This is a genomic window from Halosegnis longus, assembly GCF_009663395.1.
In the GTDB taxonomy this organism is placed as follows: domain Archaea; phylum Halobacteriota; class Halobacteria; order Halobacteriales; family Haloarculaceae; genus Halosegnis; species Halosegnis longus.
In genome coordinates, this window is the sequence record NZ_QKNW01000001.1 from 83,536 (window position 1) to 104,396 (window position 20,861).

Consider the following 20,861-nt stretch of genomic DNA (forward strand, 5'->3'; position numbering starts at 1 on the left):
TCAGTACTCCCCCATGTCGATGGGCGTCGCGTAGTTGGTCGTCGGCTCCAAGTCGAGCAGTCGCTTCGGCGTCAGCTTCTCCAGATACTCGCGACGGTTGTCGACGCCGTAGACCCACTCGTCGAGCCACTCCTGTGTCCCCTCGTGGCTCTGGCTCTGCTCGTCCCACGTCAGGTACGCCTCGTTGTCACGGCCGTAGTACCCCTGCGCGTACGAGGGGTGTGAGCCGTACGGCTCCTCGACGACGTAATCGACGACCGAATCGGGGATGAACGTCCGGTTCGGGTCGGACCGAATCACGTCCTCGTCGACGATTTCCTCGACGCTCAACACGACCGTGTCGGCGGCGAAGGCCGCCTCGACGATTTCGCCCAAAATCCCCCACAGCTGTGCGCTGCCGTCCTCGGTGGCCCGCTGTGCGCGGACGATCGCCACGTCGGGGTTGAGCGCCGGCACGACGGGAATCTCGTCGAGGTCGCCGTCGTAGGGGTTGTCGATCAGTCGTATCGCGTCGGTGTGCTCGATGTAATCGGAGCCGACGTACGAGCGCAACGGGAGGAACGGAAGCCGTCGCGCACCGGCCTCAAGGCGGGTGACTAACCCGAAGTGCGAGTACTCCTCGAGCCCGATGGCGTGGGGTACCGCCTCCTCGACGGCGCGTCGGAACGCGCGGAGACTTCCGACGCCGGGGTTGCCGGCCCACGAGAAAATCACGTCGTCCACGCAGCCCGCTGCGATGAGCTGGTCGTAGATGAGGTCCGGTGTCGCTCGTGCGGCCGTGAGTCCCTCGTACCCCTGCCGGATGATTTCGTGTCCCGCAGCGAAGGGTATCAGGTGGGTGAACCCGCCGAGATAGATGGTCTGGCCGTCCTCGACGGCGGCGTCGATTGCCCCCGCCATGTCCAGTTGTTTCGACATCTCACACGCCCCGCGGAGCTTCGATTGTATCTCTGTTGACAGCCATGACACAGAGTACCGAGGACACCAACATAAAGTCACAGATGCCGGCGGGGGCCTCTCATGTTCGTGAGCCGACTGTCACAGCGCGGTCGCGACCGCCGGTGTCGCACAACACAGCCCGGCCCCGGGAAACAGTGAAGTCCCCGGCAGTGCAGCGTGTTCCAATGGACTCCTGGACCGTCTCGGGCGGTGACAACACCGATATTCGCGTGGATGCGACGGGACCGGCAGACGCTCGCCGGGTCGTCTTCCTGCACGGCTACTCACAGAGCCGCTTGTCGTGGCGCGAGCAGTTCGACTCCCGGCTGGCCGAGTCGTATCGTCTGGTCGCCCCGGACCTTCGGGGTCACGGGCGCTCGGGAAAACCCGAGGACGCCTACGACGAGTCGGCGCTGTGGGCGGCCGACCTAGCGGCCGTGTTCGACAGCGCCGGCGCCGACGCGCCGGTGGTGGTCGCGTGGTCCTACGGCGGGTTGGCCCTGCTCGATTACCTCGCCGAGCGTGGGACCGACAGGGTTGCCGGCATCAATCTCGTCGGGGCGGTGTCGGCGATCGGAACCGAGTCGGCGACCGAGCGGCTGGGGAGCGAGTACATCGCGCTCATGGACGGACTGACAGACACCGACGCCGAACGGAGCATCGAAGCAATCGAGGGACTCGTCCGAGTGTGTCAGGCGGAGCCGCCCTCGGAGCGGGAACTCGCGTTGATGGCCGGCTACAACGCGCTCTGTCCACCACGCGTCCGCGACGCGCTCCGGTCACGGACGGTCGACCACGAGGCGCTTGCGACCAGCGTCGACCTCCCCGTGCTCGTCACCCACGGCGCGGACGACCGAGTGGTCGACCCGGCGACCGGTGAGCTACACGCGGAGAACCCCCGCGCGCAACACAGCGTCTACCGCGGCGTCGGACACTCGCCGTTTCTCGAACGGCCGGAGCGGTTCACTCGTGAGCTGCTCGCGTTTCTCGACGACCTGTAGCTACCACGCGTCGCGGAGCACGCCCTCGACGGCGTCGGCGTCGACCGCCACGCCCTCCGGCCGGGCGTCCATCAGGCCGTCCTCGACGATTTCCACGGCGATGCTCGGAAGCGACGCCTCGCGCAGTTCGTCGATGTCGCGCAGCCGGCTCGGGAGCCCGAGGTCGTCACGGACCGACTCGACGCCTGCGACGGCCGCCTCAGCGAGTTCGCCGTCGTCCGTGGCCTCGGTTCGTGCGCCGAACGCTCGCGCCAGCGCGGTCCGACTCCCGTCGACCTGCTCGAAGACGAATCGGAGGACGTGGGGCGCGACGACCGCGTGGATGGTCCCCTGGTGAACGTCGTAGTCGTGGGAGAAGCCGTGGCCGAACGCGTGGATGATCGAGGCCTTGTACCGGCCGGGAGTGGAGATGCCGTACTGTGCGAGCACGACGCCGTCGCCGACGTGTTCGACGCCCTCGACCACTGGGACGACGTGCTCGCCGACCAGCGGTATCTCGCCGATGACCGACTCACGCTCGCCGACGTGCGCATGTTCCCGACGCTGATTCGGTTCGACGAGTGTTACCACACGGCGTTCAAGTGCAACAGGCAGTATCTCCACCAGTACGACAACCTGTGGCCGTATCTGCGCGACCTCTACCAGACGCCGGGCGTCGCCGAGACCGTCCGCATGGAGCATATCAAAGACGACGGCTACTACCAGGGGGAGCTCACGCCGATTGGCCCACAGCTCGATTACGAGGCCGCACACGACCGAGACCGGCTTCCGACGGCAGCCGACGTGTCGTCGCAGTCGCCGTAGCGCGCCGGGCGGCTAAATCGCGGCTCCGATGAGGAAGACGATCGCCGCGAGAACGAGCGCGCCGATGGCGACGTACGGGAGCGGAATCCCGGCCACGCTAGCGGAGGTCTCCGCCTCATCGTCCGGCGACTCAGCCATTCAGACTCGCGCCTCGGTCGGGACGGCGCGGTCGGCTGCGGGAAACGACGACGCGCGTGGGAGCGGTGGGACGAGCACAGTCGTAGTACGGACGCTCGGAACGTATCTCTTCTGGACGACGGGAGACGCACACCGACGGCGTCCCCAGCAACGCTTTTGATGAAATCGCTGTTGTATACCCACGAGCGACACGGACATGAGCAAGCAACGAACTGGACGGGAGCGCTCGTGGTAGCGGTGCCACGCGTGAGCGTCGATGTCGGTGGCACCTTCACCGATGTCGCGCTGCTGACGGAGGCGGGGCTCGCGACCGCGAAGGTCCCGTCGACGGAAGCACAGAGCGAGGGCGTCGTAGCTGGCATCGAGAAGGCGTGCGAGCGGGCGAACATCGCCCCGAGCGATATCGAGGCGTTCACCCACGCGATGACCGTCTCGGTGAACGCGCTGTTGGAGCGAACGGGGGCCGAAACGGCCCTCGTGACGACGGCCGGGTTTCGTGACGTGCTCGAAATCGGCCGCCAGACGCGGCCGTCGCTGTACGACCTCGACGCCGAGAAGACGCCGCCGCTCGTCCCGCGCAGGAACCGGTTCGAAATCGCCGAACGGACGACCGTCGACGGCATCGAGGAGCCGGTCGACACGGCGGACGTACACGCGCTCGCCGACGAACTCGAGGACGCGGAGAGCGTGGCGATCTCGCTGCTTCACGCCTACAGGGACGGTGCCAACGAATCCACGGTCGCCGAGATACTCAGAGAGAGGCTGGACGTTCCGGTTTCGGTCTCACACGAGGTGTTGTCCGCCTTCCGCGAGTACGAGCGCACGTCGACGACGGTAGCCGACGCGTACGTCCGGCCGGCGATCGATTCGTATCTGGGCGAACTCACCAGCCGAGCCGAGCGGCTCGGGATTCCGTCACCTCGGGTGATGCAGTCGAACGGCGGGATTGCCGACGCCGAGACCGTGCGAGACCACGCGGTCACCACCGTGCTGTCGGGACCGGCGGCGGGCGTCGTCGGGGCGGCGACGAGCGCCGAGCGGTCGGTCGACCCGACCGAATTCGAGGGGTTCGTCACGTTCGACATGGGTGGTACCTCCAGCGACGTGAGTCTCGTCCGAGATGGGGAAATCGCCCGCACGACGGACGGTGAAGTCGGCGGCCACCCGATTGCGACACCGATGGTCGACGTGACGACGGTCGGGTCCGGCGGCGGCTCGATTGCGTGGGTCGATGCCGGCGGTGCACTCCGCGTCGGACCGGAGTCGGCCGGCGCAACCCCCGGCCCGGCCTGCTACGGGCGCGGTGGCACCGAGCCGACGGTGACCGACGCAAACCTCCTGTTGGGGTATCTCGGCGAGGACGCGACCCTCGGCGGCGAGGTGTCACTCGACGCGGACGCTGCACGCGAGGCGTTGGCATCGCTGGCCGACGAGGCGGGGCTGGATTCCGCCCGCGAGGCAGCGGCCGGCGTGTACCGAGTCGCGAACGCGAAGATGACGCGTGCGATTCGCTCCGTGACGGTGGAACGCGGCTACGACCCTCGGGAGTTCGGTCTCGTGGCCTTCGGTGGGGCCGGCCCGATGCACGCGACCGCACTCGCCGAACGCCTCGACATCGACTGCGTCGTCGTGCCGCTCGCAGGCGGTGTCCTATCCGCGTACGGGCTGCTCGGCGCAGACGAACAACACGACGCCGTACGGACCCATCGGACCGGACTCGCCGAAACGGAGCCCGGTGAGCTGGAAGCGGTGTACGATGACCTCACCGAAGACGCCCGCGGTCAGAGCACGCTCGGCTCCGAGCAGCACGTCGAGCGGACGGCTGACCTCCGGTACGCCGGACAGAGCTTCGAACTGGAGGTCGGGGTGGACGACCCGCTCTCAATCGAGGCGATGCGGGACCGGTTCCACACGGCCCACGAGCGCGCATACGGGTACCAGATGGACGAGCAGGTCGAACTCGTCACGCTCCGCGTCGCTGCGAGCGTCGAAAACGACGTTCCTCCGACTAGCTACACGGGTGGCGATGACACGCCGGTACGGAACCGATACGGCGTGTTCGACGGGAGCCGCCGGACGATACCGGTGTACGTCCGGGAGAGCCTCGCTCCGGACGAGAGAATCGACGGACCAGCGGTCGTCGAGGACGACGAGAGCACCGTCGTCGTCCGCCCGAGCTGGACCGGTACCGTCCGCCCGGACGGAACGCTGGTGTTGAATCGGGGTGAGCAGGCGTGAGTCTCGACGCGGTCTCGCTCGAAGTGCTCCGCCACCAGCTGTCGGGCATCGCCGAGGAGATGGGCCACGTCCTGATTCACGGCGCGTACTCTCCGAACATCAAGGAGCGACAGGACTGCTCGACTGCCCTCTTCGATGCTGAGGGACGGATGGTCGCACAGGCGGAGCATATCCCCGTCCATCTCGGAGCGATGCCGGAGGCCGTCGAGACCGTGATGGCTCGCGACCCCCAGCCCGGCGATGCATACGTGCTCAACGACCCGTTCGACGGCGGGACACACCTCCCGGACGTGACGATTGTTGCGCCCCTCGTCGTCGAGGGAGAGATCCTCGGATACGGGGTCACGCGCGCCCACCACGGCGATATCGGAGGAATGACTCCCGGCAGTATGCCCGCCGGTGCGACGGAAATCTATCAGGAGGGGCTTCGGCTGCCCGCAGTCAGGCTCGTGGAGAACGGCACCCTCGACGAGGACGTGGTGTCGCTCGTCCTCGCGAACGTTCGCAACCCCGACGAGCGGCGGGCCGACCTGCGGGCACAGTTGGCGGCCAACGACCGCGCGAACGAGCGGATCGCCGAGTTGGTCGAGAGCCACGGTCGCGAGCGAATTCTCGATGCGTTCGACGCGGTCATCGACTACTCCCGCGAGCGCACCGAGAACGAAATCGCGACGATTCCCGACGGGACCTACGAGGCGCGCGACGTGCTCGAAGGGGACGGCGTCACCGACGAGCCGATTCCGATCGCGGTGACCGTCACGGTCGACGGGGAGACGGTCGCGGTTGATTTCGACGGGACCGCCGACCAGGTGGACGGCAACATGAACGCGCCGTTGTCAGTCGCGAAGAGCGCAGTCTACTTCGTCGTTCGTGCGGTGACCGACCCGGACATCCCACCCACGGACGGCTGTTACCAGCCGGTCACGGTGCGTGCGCCGGCAGGGTCGTTGCTCAACCCGACACAGCCAGCCGCTGTCGTCGGTGGAAACGTCGAGACGAGCCAGCGTGTCACGGATGTCGTGCTGGCCGCCTTCGCCGAGGCGCTCCCCGAGGAGATACCGGCACAGGGGCAGGGAACGATGAACAACCTCATCATCGGTGGTCGCACCGAGACCGACTTCACGTACTACGAGACGATTGCTGGTGGCTTCGGCGGGCGACCGGCCCGCGACGGCATGGACGGCGTGCAAGTCGGCATGACGAATACGCTCAACACACCGATTGAGGCGCTTGAAGCGGAGTATCCGCTGCGCGTCGAATCCTACACGCTTCGTCCAAACAGTGGTGGCGATGGCCGCTACCGTGGTGGGCTCGGACTCGTCCGGTCGGTGACCGTCGAAGCGGATGCGACCGTCTCGCTACTCACCGAGCGCCGGCAGGTCTCCCCGGCAGGGACGCGCGGCGGCAACGACGGGACGACGGGCGAGAATTACATCGACGGCCAGAGAGTGCCCGCAAAGACGACCGAGACGGTTTCGGCGGGAACGACGGTGACGGTGAAGACGCCCGGCGGGGGCGGCTACGGCGACCCTGACGAGCGAGCAGCCGAAGCCCGAGCGAACGACCGCCGGGACGAGAAGACGGGAGCCGATGCCGACGACACCTGAACTCGAAGAGCCGAGGCGAACCGCCGGAGAATCGACCGAGAGACGGCAAAACGGCCGTGGTGCATCAACGGTTAAGCTGGATGCTACCGATACACACACCGTATGTCTCAACAGGTTCAGGAGGAGTTAGACGTCGACGTGTTCACGCTGGGACTGGTCGGTCCCGAGCAGGAGTGGGCTGGCACGGTCGCCGACGGAGGCACGGTCCGCACCCACACGCCGCCGGCCTGCTGGGGGCCGATGATTACGCCGGAGTTCCGCGGCGGCCACGAGGTGACCCGGCCGATTCGCGTCGAGAACGCCGAGCCCGGCGACGCGCTCGTGGTCGAAATCAACGACGTGGAGGTGACGAGTCTCGCGACCTCGACGGGGAGCATGGCCGAACGCGAGGGTGCCTTCGGCGACGACCCGTTCGTCGACCACGTCTGTCCGGAGTGTGGCACCGAGTGGCCCGACAGCATCGTCGAGGGGACGGGCGAGGAGTCGATTCGGTGCGCGGAGTGTGGCGCGAACGCCTCCTCGTTCGGCTTCGAGTACGGCTACACGGTGGCGTTCGACGACGACCACACGGTCGGCGTGACGGTCGGGCGCGACGGCGCGGATATGCTCGCCGACGACGCCCACGAGGCGATGCAGCTCCCGGACAACTCGCGTCAACATCCGATTTTGCTCTACGGTCCCGACGAGATGCCGGGGGCACTCGGTCGGCTGCGGCCGTTCATCGGCAACATCGGCACGACGCCGGGCGAGGAGTATCCCGACTCGCACAACGCCGGCGACTTCGGCCAGTTCCTCATCGGTGCCGAACACGACTGGGGCGTCGAGGACGAGGCGGCCCTGGAGTCGCGAACGGACGGCCACATGGACTCGAACGACGTGCGCGCCGGGGCGACGCTCATCTGTCCGGTGCGCATCGAGGGCGGCGGGCTGTACGTCGGTGACCTCCACGCCAATCAGGGCGACGGCGAACTCTCTCTGCACACGACGGACGTGAGCGGGAAGACGGAACTGGAGGTCTCCGTCGTCAAGGACGTGAATCTCGACGGTCCGCTGCTGTTGCCGAACGAGGAGGACCTCCCGCACATCGCGAAGCCGTACACCGACGCCGAGCGCGAGGCCGGAGCGGCTGTCGCCGACGAGTACGACGTCGACGAGCTTGCCGACGCCGCACCGGTCCAGTTCATCGGCTCCGGCGCGACGATTAACGAAGCCACCGAGAACGCCTTCGACCGGGCCGGGAACCTCCTCGGGATGACCGAAGGCGAGGTGCGCGGCCGCTGTACGTTCACCGGCGGCGTCGAGGTTGCACGCCTGCCGGGAGTCGTCCAGCTATCCATGCTCGTCCCGATGGACCTGCTCGAGGAGACGGGGCTGGCCGAGACTGTCCGGGCGACGTACGACCTGTAACGTTCGGCGCGGGACTCGGAGGCGTCGTCACCCGCCCTGCATCGCGGGAAACAGCTTCACGTCTGCGTCTGGCGGACAGTCAGTGTCCATCGTCGCTTTCTCGCCGTCGACGACGACGCGCACGCTCGGTCGAAGCTCCCCGTCGCAGTCGACCAGATGCGAATCGAGCTTCGGGTACGACTCGCGGAGCGCAGCGACGACCCCGCCGACCGTCTGGTCTGCCGGCGAGAGCGCGACCGTCTTGCTCCCGGTCACGGACCGCAGCTGTCCGTACACCTGAATCTTCATAGGCCGAGTATCGGGGAGTAGCGACAAGAGTTGTGTGGCGCGGGAAACGGTACAGTTCGACCGCCTCGGAGACGCGTTACGCCTTCGCGGGCGAGGAGGACCGCACTCCAGTCACCTCGAACCGTGCACCGCCGGTCTCGCTGTCCGTGACACGGACCTGCCAGCCGTGGGCGTGGGCGATGGACCTGACGATGCTCAGTCCGAGTCCGGTGCCCTGCTCTCGGGTCGAGTACTCCCACCCGAAGACGTCGTCGCGTGCGTCCGGCGGAACACCGGGACCGTCGTCCTCGATGAAGAAGCCGTCCGGGAGCGATCCGACGCGAACCTGCACGTCGTCGCCCCCGTGTTCGACGGCGTTTCGCAACAGGTTCTCCAAGAGCTGCTTCACGCGTGACCTGTCACCGAAGAACGCCTCGTCGACGTCACCGCCGGTGGTCAGTGTGGCATCGTCCGTCGCGACCACCTCCCAGCACTCGTCGGCCAGCGAGTCGAGGGTGATCGGCTCCGTCTCCTCGATTTCCATCTCCGCTCTGGTCAACGAGAGGAGGTCCTCGATGAGTTGTTGCATGCGGTTGAGGGCGCGTTCGACGGCGTCGAAGTGTTCGGCGTCGCCCGTCTCGCGGGCCATCTCGAGCCGGCCCTCGAAGACGCTCAACGGATTGCGGAGGTCGTGGCTGACGATCGAGGCGAACCGGTCGAGCCGTCGGTTCTGCTCGGTGAGCTGTTCGGTCGTCTGTTCTCGCTGGAGTTCGTAGCTCGCCCAGTGGGCAAGCAGGTCGACGATGGTGACCTCCCAGTCGCCGAACTGCTGTTCGCGCGGCTCGGTGTCGTAGAAACAGAACGTCCCGTACACCTTGCCGTCGACGATTACGGGGGCACCGAGATAACACGATACGCCCCACTCTGCGTAGCCCGCGCGCTCGGTCTCCTCGGGCGTATCTCGTTGCACGTTGCCGGCGACCAACGTCTCGGTCTCGCTGGCGACGCGTTCACAGTTCGTCGCCTCGACCGGAACCACGTCGCCTGCTTCGATATCATCGTTGTCGGTGTCGACGACTTCGAAGATGTACTCGTCGCCGTCGATGTGCGACAGCGAGCCGTACTCCGTGCCGAGTTCGTCCCGGCCGAGCGCGAGCAGCGCCTGAATCTTCTCGGTGAACGACGTGTCGCGGTTGGCGGTGAGAGTGTGCATCTCACGCAGGACGCGTTCTCGGTGTTCGAGCGTCTGCTCGCGCGGTCGTTGCTCGGTGATGTCGCGGAAATAGATGGACAACCCCTGTTCGGACGGGTAGGTGCGAATCGAGAGCCACGCATCCAGCGGCTCGTAGTACTCCTCGAACGTGACCGGCGTCTGTTTCTTCAGCGCCTGATGGTGCTTGTTGTAGAACGTCGTCCCGACGGCCTCGGGAACTTCCTTCCAGAGGTGGCGGCCTTCGAACACCGCGGTCTCCGGATTGTATCCCATCGCGCGGCCGAGAATTTCCCGTCCCGCGTCGTTCGTGTACGTAATCTTCCACTCTCGGTCGACGGCGAAGAAGCCGTCGGTCATCCGGTCGAGGATGTCCGAGCGGTCCTGCTCGGCCGCCTTTCGCTTCTCGATGCTGTGGCTATCGACGACGTAGCCACCGAGTTCGGACACCGGCTCGGCCGTGCCGCGCGATTCGACCCAGTGCCACGACCCGTCGCTCTCCCGAAATCGGTACTCGACCGCTTCGACGTCGCCATCGACCGCACCGGTCGTCAGTCGCTTGAACGAATCGAGGACGCGCTCTCGGTCCTCGGGGTGGACGTGCAGAAAGACGTTTTCGCCGACGAGGTCGGCATCGGCGTAGCCGAGAAGGCCGAGTCCGGGACTCTGGTACCGAACGTCTCCGGTTTCGTCGATGACCGTCAACATCCCCGTCGACTGCGAGAGAAGAGCTTCATACGCAGACGTGGACAACTCCATGCTAGAGGGAGCCGGCCGGTGGATATAAGCATTCTTGCGGTGGGTTAATCGCCGTTTTCGGAGCCATGGGGCCGGCTTTCGCGTGAATCGGAGTTGCGACACCGCTCGCGGTCTCTGCCCCGCCTCGGCAGGACCGGCAACCGCCGGTCCCGGCGTAGCGACCACGAATGATTTGTCGCTCCGAGATATACCCGGACGTATGGACTGTCCCCGGTGTGGTGGCGACGTAACCGTCTTCGAGCTCGACGAGGCGGTTTCGCAGGTGTGCGAGGAGTGCTCGCACGTGGGGGTGCTGGCCGACCACCGGCGAGAGGACGCTCCAATCGAGTCGTGGGATGACGCGTTAACCCGGTTCCAGGCGGTGTTCCCGGAGGCTATCCCGGACGGTATCGCCCGCGTCGACGATGACACCGCACCGCCGGACGCACCGACGGACGACGATTCGTCTGCCGGCGGCGAGTTCCAGTTCCGCGGCACTCTCGAGTCGACGACGGTTACTGAATCGGAGCCGGGTATCGACGTTTCGGCCGGCGACTCGCGGCGGGACACACTCCAACGCGGCGACGCAACCGTCGTCGCAGTCTCTGACCCTGACGCGAGCGATGCGGACGGGGACCCTGCGGCCAACGCCGGCGACGGTGCCGGTGACACAGACTCCGCGGCCGCTGCTACCGAAGAAGCCTCGAACGGCTCTGCCGGGTCGGCTGCGGGTGATACGGAGAGCGGCGACGGGGACGCGGCAACCGACCCGGACGAGACGGCGTGACAACCCCGTGTGAGTGCCGACTGTTTTGTACCGTCCCGAGAAGAGGGAGATATGCCGACCGTTGAAATCACGGACGACCAACAGGAGCGGTTCGCTGCGATTCGAGACCAACTGACGGCGGCACACGCCGGCGAGTACACCTCGGTCCAACCGACCGACGTGATGGCGTACCTGCTCGACGTGGCCGAAGCGGCCGACGACCCGACGGCTGCGACGGGAGACGCGCCGAGTGCGGCTGCCGACACGGCGGCGACAGCCGACGATGCGGCGACGGACGAGACGGAGCCGTCCGACGGCGGGTCGGAGAGCGACCAGGAATCCAGTGGTCCGGCCGGCGGTGTCGGAGCGGGCCCCGGGATGTTGAATCTGCTCGAAGACCACGAGGAGAAGTGGCACGAGGCCGAGGGCGATGCACGCTACGAGGTCGAGTTGCCCGACGATACCACCGAGACGGCCCGGACGCGTGACGACGTGAAGGCGATTCTGTTCAAACACTACCGATGACGCTACTCGACCGCGTGCGACGGTGGCTGTTCGGTGGAGACGACGCCGAGTCGTCGGAGACCGAGTCGGAGTCGGCGTCGGCAAACGCCGGCGAGCAGCGGCTCGACCCCGATAACGTCACGCAGACCCGAACCACGAGCGACGACGACGCCGTCTCGCAGTTGCAGGATGTCAAACGTGAGGAGACGGACGAGGAGCGTTCCGACGGCTGAGGGGTTCGAGCCAAACTATCATATTCACCGGGTGAGTACCGTCGCTCGATGACCGAGGACGACACCACCGACACGCCCCCGGAGAATGCGCTGCTCGGGCTCTACGAGCGATACATCGGTGAGCCGGAAACAGAGTCAGAGGTGTATCTCGGCTTCGGTCTCTTCTTCGCGGGCGTCGCGTGTGCCGCGATCGGACTCGTGTTGTTCGTCGCCGGAGCCAGCCTCTACGGTCTCCGGACCGCCGGCTACTTCGCGCTGGCACAGCCGGGGTATCTCCTCGGAATGCTCTCGGTCCCCCTCGCGCTGCTTTCGGTCGTGGTGCTGTTGCCAACCGAACGCCGGGCACAGGTCGCCGGACTCGTCGGCATCGCCATCACCGTCGTCGCGAGCATCGCCTTCCTGCTCTCGTACCCCGAACGGTGGTTCGAGTTCGGGACACAGAACACGCTTCTGGTGGTCGGGACCTACGCAGTCGGCCTCGCGCTCTTGGCCGCCGTCACCGGAAGCGCGCTCGTCGCCCACCAGCTGGAGCGGGCACAGACGACCGCGACCGTCCCTGACGAGACCGCGACCGAAGAGCCGGAAGAACACATCAGCGACGAGGAGGTGCAGGCCGACATCGACGCGGCCATGTCCGACGTCGAACTCTCCTGGGGCGGTGTCGAGAAAGATAACAACCGGGACCTCTCGTTTCGCGAAGACTACGCCGACGACGCGGGCGGGAGCCTGAACGCCGAGGCCGAAACGACGGTCAACCCCGGGGGCGTCGACGCGCAGGTCGAGGGGCTTCGACAGCTCAAGGGCGGCGACCGTGACGTACAGACATCGGAGTCGACGGTCGACGACCAGACCGCGGCGCTGAACGAGCTCAGAGAGCAGAAGCGCGACGACGAGGTCGACCCCGTGGCCGACGACTCCGAAGGTGTCGTCGCGCGGCTGCGCTCGTGGCTGTCGAACTGAGTCGTCGCGCTACAGTGAGCTGTATTGACGTACAGACCGCGGGAGAGATGGCAGCAATTACGCTGAACGAAAACGGCGAATAGATTTATGAGATAGGGCCGCCGGGGTATCTGTATGGCAATTGGTCTCGACGTGGGCACGATGAATATCCTGTCGGCGAGTCAAGAGGGAACCGACACGGTGTTCGTCCAGCAGCGAAACTCATTCGTGGAAATCGAGTACTCCGACATGGCCGAGCAGATGCTCTCCCGGAGTGACGTGCTCCACATCCGCAAGGACGACAAGGTGTACGTCGTCGGTGACGACGCGTTGAACTTCGCGAACATCTTCAACAAGGAGACGCGCCGTCCGATGCAACACGGCATCCTCTCCAGCGACGAGCAGTCGGCCATCCCGATGATGAAGCTCATCATCGAGCAGGTGGTCGGCGAGCCGGACCGCCCCGGCGAGCGGCTGTACTTCTCCTCGCCCGCGGACCCCATCGACAGCGACCTCTCGACGCTGTACCACCAGAAGACCATCGAGTCGTTCCTGAACGACATGGGGTACGACGCCGAGCCGATCAACGAGGGGATGGCCGTCATCTACTCCGAGCTGGCAGACCACTCGTTCACCGGGCTGGGCATCTCCTTCGGTGCCGGGATGACGAACGTCTGTCTCTCCTACTACGCGGTGCCGGTGATGAAGTTCTCCGTCGCCCGCGGTGGCGACTGGGTCGACGAACAGGCCGCTCAGGCGACCGGCACGCCGGTCGATAAGGTCACCTCAATCAAGGAGGAGGACTTCGCGCTGGACTTCCAGACCGACGTCGGCGGCGTCGAGGGCGCGCTGTCCATCTACTACGAGAACCTGCTCGAGTACGTCATCGAGAACATCGTCGCGGAGGTCGACGAGGAGGACATCGAGGAGGGTCTCGACGTCCCGGTCGTCGTCACCGGTGGGACCGCCAGCCCGGACGGGTTCAAAGAGCTGTTCCAGGACCACCTCGAAGGCTCCAACATCCCGTTCAGCATCAGCGAGGTGATGCACGTGGACGAACCGCTCTACAGCGTTGCTCGTGGCGGGCTCGTGGCCGCTCGCTCGGACGAACAGGACGACAGCGCCGGCCAACAGCAAGCCGAGGCCGGCGAGGACTGAGTCGCTGTCCGGTCGACCGGACCGGGTCGCTCAGTCGTCGCGGAGCTGGCCCCCGCAGTGTGGGCAGTACGCGTCTCCCGGAGCGTCCGTCATATCGGCTCCGCAGTGAGGACAGAAGCTCACGCTGTCGGCACCGGCGCTCGATGACGCTGCAGTGGGCTCTCGGTTGGCCGTCGCAGTCGACTGACCGGCCGGCTCGGCTCTGTCGAAGACGTTGGTGTTCGACGCGCCGGCGTCCGCTCGGTCGGGCGTGTCGGAGACACGCTTGTCGACCGTCTTCGATGCCGTCGTTCGGCCGTCGTGGTGGCCGAGCGTGCCCAAGAGCACTCGCGACCCACGGCTGTCGACATCGGGGGACTCTGCAGCGATAGCGTACACCGTGGCATCCTGCCCGCCTACGTAGACGGTTCCGTCTTTGACCGTCGGCGAAGACTGGACCGGGTCGTCCGTTTCGAACGCCCAGCGTTGCCGACCGGTCTCCGTATCGACCGCGTACAGACGCGTATCGTGGCTGCCGATGTACACCGTCGATCCCGCCACCGTCGGCGAGGAACGTATCGAATCGGCTGTTTCGAACTGCCAGCGCCGTCTCCCGGTCGCCGCGTCGATCGCCTCGAGATTCGTCGTCCCGACGTACACGGTTCCGTCGGCGACCGTGGGAGAGGTTCGTATCGACCCCGCTTCCGGATCGAACCGCCACCGTTGTGTTCCGGTCTGCGCGTCGATCGCGTACACCTTTCCGGAGTAGTCAATCCCCCCTGCGGAATCGCTGGCGACGTACACCGTTCCGTTTACCACTGTCGGCGAGGACCGAACCTGGTCGTTCGCCTCGAATGCCCACCGCTGTCTCCCGTTCGCCGTATCGAACGCATACACGTGGTCGTCGTCACACCCGACGTAGACGGTGTCGTCCACGACCGTCGGGGACGAATTGAACCCCGCTTCGAACGTCTGTGTCCACCGCTGTGCCCCGGTCGCTCGGTCCACGGCGTAGAAGCCGCTGGACCCGTCGTACAGATCCACATCGCCGAAGAACACCGTATCTTCAGAAATCGTCGCGGACGTAAAGACCGTACTTCCGTTCTCGAAGGACCAGCGGAACTCTCCGGTGCGCGCGTCGACAGCGCACAGACAGCCGCTCGTGCCCAGCGAGACTTGGAAGTAGACCGTCCCGTCAGCCACGACTGGCGAGGAGTTCCGAAAGGTGCCAGAGAACACGTCTTCCACATCCGAGATGTCGAACTGCCACTCCTGTCGCCCCGTACTCGCCTGCAGCGCGTGGAGATGGCCGGCGTCGTCGCCGACGTACACGGTCCCGTCGACAATCGTCGGAGACGAGTTGACGGCGTCGTCGGCGGTGAAACGCCACTGCTCGGTACCGGCGGCGTTGGTGTTCATGGTACGGGATGTATCGCCATCCCCTATAATTCATAGTTGTGGACGGTACGCCCGACAGCACCTCGTGGAGAGACCGGTGGGCGACCAGTGCATTCGGCGACACTACACCGCCCACCGACGCACAGTTCACCTTCTGACACTGTTGTGCGTTCCAGCCAGCATCATTATGCTCCACAGCTATCGTATAAAGAGCACGCGAGCCTGATGCCGCGGCGTCCGCGGTTCGGTCGGTGGGGTTGGATTCGTGGATGTGTCCGCTGAACGCCGGCGTCAGCGGAAGCTAAATCCGTCTTCACGGACGACTACGCTCATGCCGTTGTTGCAGTTCGACACGAGTGCACCGCTATCCGACGCTGACAAGAGCGCATTTGCAGCCCGCGTCACGGAGTTGTACACCGCCGAGATGGACACGACAGCCGGGCACGTCGCCGTGACGTTCCGCGACCGCGAGCGGTCGGACCTCTATCTCGGGCGAGCCGTCGACGGTCCGCTGCTGTTTCTCGACGCCGAGATTCGCCGCGGCCGGTCACACGAGCGCAAACGCGCGTTCGGACTCGCCACGATGGAGTACGCCGGCGCGGAGTTCGACATCCCCGAGGAGAATATGAAAGTCGTCTTCACCGAACACCCCGGCGAGTCGATGATGGGCGTCAACCGCGTCGGGGGCGAGTGGCGTCCGGAGTAAGCCCTCCCGACCGTGGGTCAGAGACCGGAGTGCTCGGGTGTGACCGTTCTCTGTGCTCGCGTGCGCCGTTGTTACCTCCCGAACCAGCGGAGCACCGCACCCACGAGTGCGACAACCGCACCGAGCGTGAACGTTCCGGGAAGCGGGAGGGCGAACAAGACGCCACCGAGCGCCACGACGGCCGTGGACGTTCGCATTGTGCTGATATCTCTCCCGGGCCATTTGTGTCTACTGGCGAGCGGCACCAACTCCATCGGCCTCGAACGGTACAGAAACGACGGCGGAGCCGCTCGATTAAGACAAGGAACTCACGATGGGTCGAGCACCTCGACCCCGGTTATCTCGAACCGAGCACCGCCGGCTGGACCGTCAATCACGTGAACGTCCCAGCCGTGCGCCTCGACGACTTGCTCGACGATCTGTAATCCGAAGCCGGTGCCGTTCGTCGATGTCGAGTAGCCTACGTCGAACACCCGGTGGCGTTCCTCGGGCGGGATACCCGGCCCGTCGTCTGCAATCGCGAAGCCGCGGTCGGTCTTGTGAACGCGGACTGTGACCGCTGGTCCGGCGTGGTCGATGGCGTTCCGAAAGAGGTTTTCGAGCACCTGTCTGAGTCGGTCCTCGTCGGCCAGGACGTGCGACCACTCGCCGGCTCCCTCGCCGTCGACGATGAGTTCGGCGTCCTCGTGGGCGTCGGCGACGAGACGCCACGCAGCGTCGACAGTCGCACGGAAGTCGACAGGCTCCGTCGCTCCGATGTCCTGTCCCTCCGAACTGAGCCAGAGCATATCCTCAATCAGCCGTTGCATCCGGTCGAGCGCGTCGCCGATCTGGTCGAGGTCTTGGCTATCGCAGTCGGCCCGGGCCAGTTCCAACCGTCCCTTGGCGACGCTCATCGGGTTCTGCAGGTCGTGAGAGACCACTTCCGCGAACTCTTCGAGCCGCTCGTTTTGCCGTTCGAGCTGGCGCTCGTTCGCCTTCTGTCGGCTGATGTCACGCCCGACGCCCACGAGTCCGACCGTCTCCCCGTCCGGGTCGGTGAGCCGCGCGCCGGTGAACTCGTAGGGGATTCGCTCGTCGTCGGCCGTGAGCAGTTCTGCCTCGATCGTCGCCCGGCCGGTCTCGAACGTCTCTTCGATCGCGCCCGCAATTTGTCGTCTCTCGTCGGGCGGGAAGAGTTCGACAGCCGCCATCGTATCAAGTTCGTCGTCGTCGTAGCCGGTGACCGTCGAGAGATGGCTGTTCCAGCGTCGGAACGTCCCGTCGACGTTGACGACGTAGAAGATGTCGTTCAGCGTATCCAGCGCCTGCTCGATGAACAGCTGTTCTTCCTCCAGCTTGGCCTCTCGCTCCCGCCGCTGTTCGTTCCGGCGCGCGCGATGTACCAGGTCGGCGATGTTGCCGGCGAACTGGATTTCGTCCTCGGTCCAGTCGCGCGCGCCGTCGACGTGTTCGTGACACACCATCCCGACGAACTCACCTTCCGACCGAAGCGTTGCATCCAGCAGGGCGTCGATATCGTTGGGTGCCAGATACTCGTCGGTGAGGTGGGTCGTGCGGGGGTCCGCGTCGGTGTCCTCGACCGCGAGCGCCCAGTTATCTTGGAGGGTGTCGAAGTAGTGAGGGTAGTCGTCGACGGCCAGTTCCATTCCGCGCTCGTGGCTCCCGGACGCTCGGTCGTAGTGGTCGACGCACCGGACGACCCCGTCCGTCTCGTCCAGCAGCCAGACGTTGACTCGCTGGACGTCCAGAACGTCCGCCGCCGTTTCCGTAATCCGTCTGACCGCGGGCTCGAAGGCCCCCGCTGTGACGGCGTCGTCGGTCGCTAACTCGACGAGCGCCTCGCGCTGGCGCTGTTGGCGGGTCTGTCGGCGGTGGGCTTCGGTGATGTCGCGAAACTGCGAGAAGACCGCCACCACGTCGCCGGCGTCGTCGGTGACCGCACGGTTGTGCCACTCGCAGACGATTCGCTCACCGTCGCCGGTGACGTTTTCGTTGACGCTGTGGTATCCGCCGGAGGCGTTCAGGATATCCGTCACGACCGCGGCGACGTCTTCCCGGTCGGATTCTGGGACAATCGTCTCCCACTGCTCCCCGACCAGCTCCGCTTCCGACCGCCCGAGAATCGCCTGGGCGGCCTCGTTGACCCGCTGGAAGCGGAACTGGTCGTCGAACTCGATGACACCGAGGGGGGACTGCTCGAAGAACAGCGACAGCCGCTCCTGGCTCGCGTCCAGCCGGCGCTGCGAGCGGTACTGCTCGACGGCGTTGATGATGCGGTTGGCGAGAATCGTGTACTGGCTCTTTCCGGTGTCTTTCTGGAGGTAATCCGTCACGCCGGCCGAAATCGCCTCGCTGGCGATTTCTTCGGACCCTTTGCCGGTGTAGAGAATGAACGGAAGATCCGGATACTTCTCGCGGACGGTCTTGAGAATCTCCAACCCGTTCATTTGGGGGATGTCATAATCGGAGACGATACAGTCCAGGTCGGTCTCGGCTAAGATACGCAGCCCCTCGTCGGGCGTCGTCGCGGTTTGGACCGTGAACCGGTCGTCCTCTCGCTGTAAGAAGGTCGCGGCCATCTCACTCAAACTGGGTTCGTCGTCGATGTGCAGGACGGAGATTGCATCGGCCATCCGTGTACGTCCCCGAATCGAGACGTGCGAGCACAATGTAGGTTGGGAAAGCGGGATTCAGCTGAGACCGACCTGTAGCAGCCGGAGTCCGATGCCGGTGAGCAGCAGGAGGACGAACCGGTCTCGATGGGCGTCTGCGACCGCCGTCTGCAGTCGTTTGCCGATTTCCACGCCGACGATCGCCGGTGCGGCCGCAGCGACCGACGCGAGGACGACAGTCCGCGACGGATACAGCCCGAGCACCCCCGCCGCGGCGACGCGAACCCCGTTGAGACCCAGAAACACCAGCGCGACGACGCTGACGAACAGCCCATGGGACAGGTCTCGGCTCTTGAAATACGCGATGAGCTGGACACCGACGTTCGTCCCGCCGAAGACGAGCCCGGAGAGCGTCCCGACTACGCCCATCATCCACCACCGTTCGACGAAACACCGTTGTTTCATCCAGTCAACTCCGGGCACATCGACGACCGTCTGTGCGGTCGCGACGAACGCCAGCGTCACGACGCCGAGTCCGACTCGGAGCGGACCCGCGGGCACTTCCTCAAGCACCACCATCCCGAGGAGCGTTCCGAGGGCTGCAGTCGCGAACACCGGAAAGAAGCGACGGCCACAGCTCCGGAGGTCAGCCGGCGAGACATCACGGGCAATCGAGAGATTCACCCCCAAGATGGGGAGAATCATGAACACGACGGCGGTGGACGGCTCGATTCGACTCGCCAGCGCCATCGTCCCGACGAGCGCGAAGCCGAAGCCGGCGACGCCGTTGACGACGCCCGCGAGCAGAATCACGGCCGCGAACGCCACGAGGACCGCGGGTGCGAGACCGAGTACCATCAGTTGCGAGTGGGGTTGCGCGTCACGTACCGAAGGGGCGAATCACTCATCGTAGATGTCCCCTCTGATGTCCTCGACGAACGTCGCGAGCCTGCTCGCTGCGACCGTGTCCAAGAGGACGACGGTCCCGCTTGCGTCGTCCCGAGGGAGATGGACGATAACTCGCTTCTTGAACAGGCGGACAGTAGCGGTTAGCTCCCCTTCGCGTGCTGTCGCGGCCGGGCTCTCACGCCGCCCCTGGTCGGTACGGATATCTGCCAACAGCTCCGCTTCGAGGTCTGACCCGTGAAGCTCGGCGACATCGTCTCGCCGGTACAGGTCCCGATGGTCGTCGCCGTCGTAGATGATGACGGCCTGAAGCGCGTCGCCGGCGTGTGAACGCAGATGTGCGACGAGGGCATCGGGCGTCGTCATATCCACACCACTCCGGTTGAGCGCCGGCGTTTCGAAGTGAACGGAGACACGGGCATGACGGCCCGTTCGTTAGCCCGCGGTGACATAACACTACTGTCTCGCGCGCCGTCTAGGGCGTTCACTCCGCGACCAGCGGGCGGCGCCGTCGGGAGCGATCGTCGCTGTTGTCGGTCGTGACCGAGTACAGCGTCTGTCTGGCGTCCATGATCAGCGGTCGGGTTTCGACGACCCCAGCGTCTTGCAGTTCCGCGAGCGCGTCGCGGACGGTTCGAGCGGGCAGCAGCGTTTCATCGACGAGCTGGCGTTGCGTCGCTTCCCCTTGGTTGGCGAGCACCAGCGCGACCAGCTTCACGCTCGGCGGATACCCCTCGATTGCCTCGCTGAGCGCCGGGAGGTCGGTGAATGTGAGTCCAGCCATGTCCGGAGGGACGCGAGTATCGTATTTATCAGTACAGCGGCAGTGCATCCGTACTGCACAGCCGCGCCGCTGGCGTGTCCGTTCGCGTGTAAAAATCGCCGCTGACCGACGCGACTATCCCGCTGATTGCCGCGTTAGAACGTGATGATTTCGTAGTCGTCGTCGACGAGCGAGCGGATGCTGGGGTGGCCGTCGTTGTCGTCGATCTGGACGACGCCGGCGTCGGCGACGGCCTCGTCGACGCCGAAGGCTCCCGAACAGTAGTCACAGGCGGAGGCGTCGGCCTTGACGCTCTGATACAGGTCGTGATAATCGTGGTCTTCGGCTTCCAGTTCCGGAATCCACTGGGTCCCTGCGCCGTCGAAGATGAGTTCGAGCTCGTCCTCGTCGTTGTCGGCGAACTCCTTTGCGGCCTCCAGCCCGTTGACGAGGCGACCGAGGTTCGTGTGTCCGTCCGTTCCTGCCAGAATTACAACTGCTGCGTTTGCCATTGTACACCGACCAACGCCGGGGGAGGTAAAAGC

The 20,861-nt window shown here is 65.6% G+C and carries 23 protein-coding genes; 11 read left to right on the top strand and 12 right to left on the bottom strand.

Annotation, left to right across the window (positions count from 1 at the left end; all coding sequences use genetic code 11):
- Complete coding sequence (locus DM818_RS00375; protein WP_197738597.1) at positions 1–918, bottom strand: CoA transferase subunit A; 918 nt, start codon at positions 916–918, stop codon at positions 1–3.
- Positions 919–1,124: 206 nt separating this feature from the next.
- Between DM818_RS00375 and DM818_RS00380 the strand changes: the two genes are divergently transcribed.
- Positions 1,125–1,940, top strand: coding sequence for an alpha/beta fold hydrolase (locus DM818_RS00380; RefSeq protein WP_075936215.1), 816 nt, complete (start codon positions 1,125–1,127; stop codon positions 1,938–1,940).
- On the opposite strand, the gene DM818_RS15120 is transcribed toward DM818_RS00380, so the two are convergent.
- A complete protein-coding gene (locus DM818_RS15120; RefSeq protein ID WP_075936214.1) occupies positions 1,941–2,405 on the bottom strand; it encodes an iron-containing alcohol dehydrogenase in 465 nt (154 codons plus the stop codon).
- Here DM818_RS15120 and DM818_RS00390 point away from each other — a divergent pair.
- Positions 2,385–2,744 carry a glutathione S-transferase C-terminal domain-containing protein gene (locus DM818_RS00390; RefSeq protein ID WP_075936213.1) on the top strand — a complete coding sequence of 120 codons (360 nt, stop codon included), beginning with the start codon at positions 2,385–2,387 and terminating at the stop codon, positions 2,742–2,744. The genes DM818_RS15120 and DM818_RS00390 overlap by 21 nt on opposite strands.
- 12 nt (positions 2,745–2,756) lie before the next feature.
- Here the strand turns inward: DM818_RS00390 and DM818_RS15270 are convergent, their stop codons facing one another.
- Complete coding sequence (locus DM818_RS15270) at positions 2,757–2,882, bottom strand: hypothetical protein (RefSeq protein WP_268891803.1); 126 nt, start codon at positions 2,880–2,882, stop codon at positions 2,757–2,759.
- Positions 2,883–3,110: 228 nt separating this feature from the next.
- On the opposite strand from DM818_RS15270, the gene DM818_RS00395 reads away from it, so the two are divergent.
- From DM818_RS00395 to DM818_RS00405, 3 genes are all read left to right on the top strand, one after another.
- Entirely contained in the window at positions 3,111–5,120 is a 2,010-nt protein-coding gene (locus DM818_RS00395; protein ID WP_153952199.1) for a hydantoinase/oxoprolinase family protein, read from the top strand.
- Positions 5,117–6,727, top strand: a complete 1,611-nt coding sequence (locus tag DM818_RS00400; protein ID WP_123124033.1) for a hydantoinase B/oxoprolinase family protein — start codon at positions 5,117–5,119, stop codon at positions 6,725–6,727. The genes DM818_RS00395 and DM818_RS00400 overlap by 4 nt, the downstream gene beginning before the upstream one ends.
- 102 nt (positions 6,728–6,829) lie before the next feature.
- Complete coding sequence (locus DM818_RS00405) at positions 6,830–8,134, top strand: acetamidase/formamidase family protein (RefSeq protein WP_123124032.1); 1,305 nt, start codon at positions 6,830–6,832, stop codon at positions 8,132–8,134.
- A gap of 27 nt (positions 8,135–8,161) precedes the next feature.
- Here DM818_RS00405 and DM818_RS00410 read toward each other — a convergent pair whose 3' ends face one another.
- Together DM818_RS00410 and DM818_RS00415 are read right to left on the bottom strand one after the other, a co-directional pair.
- The gene (locus tag DM818_RS00410) at positions 8,162–8,422 is read right to left on the bottom strand and encodes a ubiquitin-like small modifier protein 1 (protein ID WP_123124031.1); all 261 of its coding nucleotides are present in this window, start codon (positions 8,420–8,422) and stop codon (positions 8,162–8,164) included.
- A gap of 76 nt (positions 8,423–8,498) precedes the next feature.
- Positions 8,499–10,370 (bottom strand): ATP-binding protein, encoded by a 1,872-nt coding sequence (locus tag DM818_RS00415; RefSeq protein ID WP_153952200.1) that lies wholly within the window; start codon positions 10,368–10,370, stop codon positions 8,499–8,501.
- A gap of 199 nt (positions 10,371–10,569) precedes the next feature.
- On the opposite strand from DM818_RS00415, the gene DM818_RS00420 reads away from it, so the two are divergent.
- From DM818_RS00420 to DM818_RS00440, 5 genes are all read left to right on the top strand, one after another.
- On the top strand, positions 10,570–11,136 hold the full coding sequence (locus DM818_RS00420; RefSeq protein WP_123124028.1) for a hypothetical protein: 567 nt from the start codon (positions 10,570–10,572) through the stop codon (positions 11,134–11,136).
- A 51-nt stretch (positions 11,137–11,187) separates the two neighbouring features.
- Positions 11,188–11,640: a hypothetical protein gene (locus DM818_RS00425; protein WP_123124027.1), complete on the top strand. Its 453-nt coding sequence runs from the start codon at positions 11,188–11,190 to the stop codon at positions 11,638–11,640.
- A complete protein-coding gene (locus DM818_RS00430) occupies positions 11,637–11,852 on the top strand; it encodes a hypothetical protein (protein WP_075936206.1) in 216 nt (71 codons plus the stop codon). The genes DM818_RS00425 and DM818_RS00430 overlap by 4 nt, the downstream gene beginning before the upstream one ends.
- A 48-nt stretch (positions 11,853–11,900) precedes the next feature.
- A complete protein-coding gene (locus DM818_RS00435; protein ID WP_123124026.1) occupies positions 11,901–12,812 on the top strand; it encodes a DUF7139 domain-containing protein in 912 nt (303 codons plus the stop codon).
- 114 nt (positions 12,813–12,926) lie between these two features.
- A complete protein-coding gene (locus DM818_RS00440; protein ID WP_075936204.1) occupies positions 12,927–13,949 on the top strand; it encodes a hypothetical protein in 1,023 nt (340 codons plus the stop codon).
- A 30-nt stretch (positions 13,950–13,979) separates the two neighbouring features.
- Here the strand turns inward: DM818_RS00440 and DM818_RS00445 are convergent, their stop codons facing one another.
- Entirely contained in the window at positions 13,980–15,347 is a 1,368-nt protein-coding gene (locus DM818_RS00445; protein ID WP_153952201.1) for an outer membrane protein assembly factor BamB family protein, read from the bottom strand.
- A gap of 310 nt (positions 15,348–15,657) precedes the next feature.
- On the opposite strand from DM818_RS00445, the gene DM818_RS00450 reads away from it, so the two are divergent.
- A complete protein-coding gene (locus DM818_RS00450) occupies positions 15,658–16,032 on the top strand; it encodes a tautomerase family protein (protein ID WP_075936202.1) in 375 nt (124 codons plus the stop codon).
- 71 nt (positions 16,033–16,103) lie between these two features.
- Here the strand turns inward: DM818_RS00450 and DM818_RS15275 are convergent, their stop codons facing one another.
- The 6 genes from DM818_RS15275 to DM818_RS00475 all read right to left on the bottom strand — a co-directional run bounded on the left by DM818_RS15275 (position 16,104) and on the right by DM818_RS00475 (position 20,828).
- Complete coding sequence (locus DM818_RS15275) at positions 16,104–16,229, bottom strand: hypothetical protein (RefSeq protein ID WP_268891804.1); 126 nt, start codon at positions 16,227–16,229, stop codon at positions 16,104–16,106.
- 111 nt (positions 16,230–16,340) lie between these two features.
- Positions 16,341–18,668: a PAS domain S-box protein gene (locus DM818_RS00455; RefSeq protein ID WP_123124024.1), complete on the bottom strand. Its 2,328-nt coding sequence runs from the start codon at positions 18,666–18,668 to the stop codon at positions 16,341–16,343.
- Between the two features lie 57 nt (positions 18,669–18,725).
- Positions 18,726–19,505, bottom strand: a complete 780-nt coding sequence (locus DM818_RS00460) for a TSUP family transporter (protein WP_075936199.1) — start codon at positions 19,503–19,505, stop codon at positions 18,726–18,728.
- Positions 19,506–19,547: 42 nt separating this feature from the next.
- Entirely contained in the window at positions 19,548–19,919 is a 372-nt protein-coding gene (locus DM818_RS00465; protein ID WP_123124604.1) for a DUF7522 family protein, read from the bottom strand.
- A gap of 118 nt (positions 19,920–20,037) precedes the next feature.
- Complete coding sequence (locus tag DM818_RS00470) at positions 20,038–20,337, bottom strand: MarR family transcriptional regulator (RefSeq protein WP_123124023.1); 300 nt, start codon at positions 20,335–20,337, stop codon at positions 20,038–20,040.
- Positions 20,338–20,471: 134 nt separating this feature from the next.
- Positions 20,472–20,828, bottom strand: coding sequence for a DsrE family protein (locus DM818_RS00475; protein WP_123124022.1), 357 nt, complete (start codon positions 20,826–20,828; stop codon positions 20,472–20,474).
- Positions 20,829–20,861 lie beyond the last annotated feature (33 nt).